The organism is Arcticibacter svalbardensis MN12-7 (assembly GCF_000403135.1).
GTDB classification, from domain to species: domain Bacteria; phylum Bacteroidota; class Bacteroidia; order Sphingobacteriales; family Sphingobacteriaceae; genus Arcticibacter; species Arcticibacter svalbardensis.
Genome location: NZ_AQPN01000123.1, coordinates 1 through 3,365, shown reverse-complemented (window position 1 = coordinate 3,365; position 3,365 = coordinate 1). Strand labels below are relative to the sequence as shown.

Here is a 3,365-nt window from a genome sequence, read left to right as displayed (position 1 = left end):
CATCAAACGGGGGATTAGCTCAGCTGGCTAGAGCACCTGCCTTGCACGCAGGGGGTCAACGGTTCGAATCCGTTATTCTCCACGTTTGTACAAAGACTGAATGAATCAACCGAAAGGGAGAGGAAGACAGAGCCTGTATAAAAAGTTCTTTGACATATTGGAAGAAGTAATTGAAAACAAGAAAACAACAGAATAAGTTGTATAGGTAGTTGGATATTAATGTAGATGAGGTATAAAGTACGCAAGGAAATATACCAAGAATACACCAAAGAAACGATTACCGGAGTACACTTATAACAAAGCATTCCATCCTGAGCAAAAGCAGGATAGGAAGAAGAAAGTAAGAAAGGGTACACGGGGGATGCCTTGGCTCTCAGAGGCGATGAAGGACGTGATAAGCTGCGATAAGCTGCGGGGATTAGCAAATATGAATTGATCCGCAGATTTCCGAATGGGGAAACCTAACTAGTTGAAGACTAGTTGCAATAGCGCAAACGTGCCGAACTGAAACATCTAAGTAAGCATAGGAAGAGAAAATAATAATGATTTCCTGAGTAGTGGCGAGCGAAAGGGAAAGAGCCCAAACCGGCTATGTTACGGCATAGCCGGGGTTGTAGGACCACAACATGAATATGTGATTGAAGTCGAACAGGATGGGAAGCCTGGCCATAGCGCATGATAGCTGCGTAGACGTAAGAGAGCATAGGATAGTGGTATCCTGAGTACCGCGAGGTCGGAGACGCCTTGTGGGAATCTGCCGGCACCATCCGGTAAGGCTAAATACTCCTGAGAGACCGATAGTGAACCAGTACCGTGAGGGAAAGGTGAAAAGAACCCCGAACAGGGGAGTGAAATAGAACCTGAAACCGTGTACTTACAAGCGGTCGGAGCAGACTAGTTCTGTGACGGCGTGCCTTTTGCATAATGAGCCTACGAGTTACTCTTCTCTGGCAAGGTTAAGTGGTTCAGCCACGCAGCCGAAGCGAAAGCGAGTCTGAATAGGGCGTACAGTCAGAGGAGGTAGACGCGAAACCTTGTGATCTACCCTTGAGCAGGTTGAAGGTGCCGTAACAGGTACTGGAGGACCGAACCGATAAACGTTGAAAAGTTTCCGGATGACTTGAGGGTAGGGGTGAAAGGCCAATCAAACTGGGAAATAGCTCGTACTCCCCGAAATGTTTTTAGGAACAGCGTTGATATTAAGTTTTATAGAGGTAGAGCTACTAATTGGGTGCGGGGGAGTCAAATCCTACCAAATCCAGATAAACTCCGAATGCTATAAAATATGATCAGCAGTGAGGCGCGGGGTGCTAAGGTCACGCGCCGAGAGGGAAAGAACCCAGACCATCAGCTAAGGTCCCCAAATTACCGCTAAGTTGAACTAACGAGGTCCGATTGCACAGACAGCTAGGATGTTGGCTTGGAAGCAGCCATTCATTTAAAGAGTGCGTAACAGCTCACTAGTCGAGCGATCGGGCATGGATAATAAACGGGCATTAAGCGGTATACCGAAGCTATGGATTGAACGATAAGTTCAGTGGTAGGGGAGCATTCCAATAACAGAGAAGGTATGACGTAAGTTGTGCTGGAGTGATTGGAAAAGCAAATGTAGGCATAAGTAACGATAAGGCGGGAGGGAAACCCGCCCACCGAAAGACTAAGGTTTCCTGATCAACGCTAATCGGATCAGGGTTAGTCGGGACCTAACGCGAACCCGAAGGGGATAGTGGATGGACAACTGGTTAATAATCCAGTACTTTCTTTAACTGCGATGTGGAGACGGAGTAGTGACACTGCCGCGATCTGACGGAATAGATCGTTAAAAGGCGTAGGTATTAGGACTGCAGGCAAATCCGCAGACTTAGCTGAAACCCAATAGTACTGCGAGCCTTCGGGTAAGTAGATAGAGCAGGTAATCAGACTTCCAAGAAAACCCGCTAAGCTTCAGGTTAAAGAAACCCGTACCGTAAACCGACACAGGTAGTCGAGGAGAGAATCCTAAGGTGCTCGAGTGAATCATGGCTAAGGAACTCGGCAAAATGGCCCTGTAACTTCGGGAGAAGGGGCGCCAATGGCAACATTGGCCGCAGTGAAAAGGCCCAGGCGACTGTTTAACAAAAACACATGGCTTTGCAAAATCGAAAGATGAGGTATAAGGCCTGACACCTGCCCGGTGCTGGAAGGTTAAGAGGGGATGTTATCTGTTAAAGGAGAAGCATTGAATCGAAGCCCCAGTAAACGGCGGCCGTAACTATAACGGTCCTAAGGTAGCGAAATTCCTTGTCGGGTAAGTTCCGACCTGCACGAATGGTGTAACGATCTGGGCGCTGTCTCAGCCATGAGCTCGGTGAAATTGTGGTATCGGTGAAGACGCCGGTTACCCGCAACGGGACGGAAAGACCCCATGCACCTTCACTACAACTTAACATTGATATTGGGTACAGGATGTGTAGGATAGGCGGGAGGCAACGAAGCAGTGGCGCTAGCTATTGTGGAGTCAACCTTGAAATACCGCCCTTTCTGTATCCGGTGTCTAACCCCTAAACAGGGGGACATTGTTTGGTGGGTAGTTTGACTGGGGTGGTCGCCTCCAAAAAGGTAACGGAGGCTTTCAAAGGTAAGCTCAGTACGCTTGGTAACCGTACGTGGAGTGCAATAGCATAAGCTTGCTTGACTGTGAGGCAGACAAGCCGAGCAGGGTCGAAAGACGGATATAGTGATCCGGTGGTTCTGCATGGAAGGGCCATCGCTCAAAGGATAAAAGGTACGCTGGGGATAACAGGCTGATCTCCCCCAAGAGCTCATATCGACGGGGAGGTTTGGCACCTCGATGTCGGCTCGTCACATCCTGGGGCTGGAGAAGGTCCCAAGGGTTCGGCTGTTCGCCGATTAAAGTGGCACGCGAGCTGGGTTCAGAACGTCGCGAGACAGTTCGGTCCCTATCTGTTGTGGGCGTAGGAAGTTTGAGTGGGGCTGTCCTTAGTACGAGAGGACCGGGATGGACAAACCTCTAGTGAATCTGTTATGGCGCCAGCTGTACTGCAGAGTAGCTACGTTTGGAATAGATAAGCGCTGAAAGCATCTAAGTGCGAAACTAGCCACAAGATGAGACTTCCACATAGGGTCGTGAGAGACTATCACGTTGATAGGCTACAGGTGTAAAGGTGGTAACATCATAGCCGAGTAGTACTAATAACCCGAATCTTTCAACAGCAATGGTTCTGTGAGTTTACCCTGTTTTCAAAGACTTCTTTCAATGCGTTAAAAGTTTAAAAGCAAGCGTTAGAAGGGAAAGCATAGCAATATGAATAACTTTTAACACTATACTTTAAAACTTAATGATAAAACGATCAAAGCGAATAGCG

The 3,365-nt window shown here is 48.1% G+C and carries 1 tRNA gene and 1 rRNA gene; both read left to right on the top strand.

Annotated elements, in window-relative coordinates:
* Positions 1–8: 8 nt before the first annotated feature.
* Positions 9–82, top strand: a tRNA-Ala gene (locus tag ADIARSV_RS16725).
* Positions 83–333: 251 nt separating this feature from the next.
* Positions 334–3,213 (top strand): 23S ribosomal RNA (locus ADIARSV_RS16720).
* Positions 3,214–3,365 lie beyond the last annotated feature (152 nt).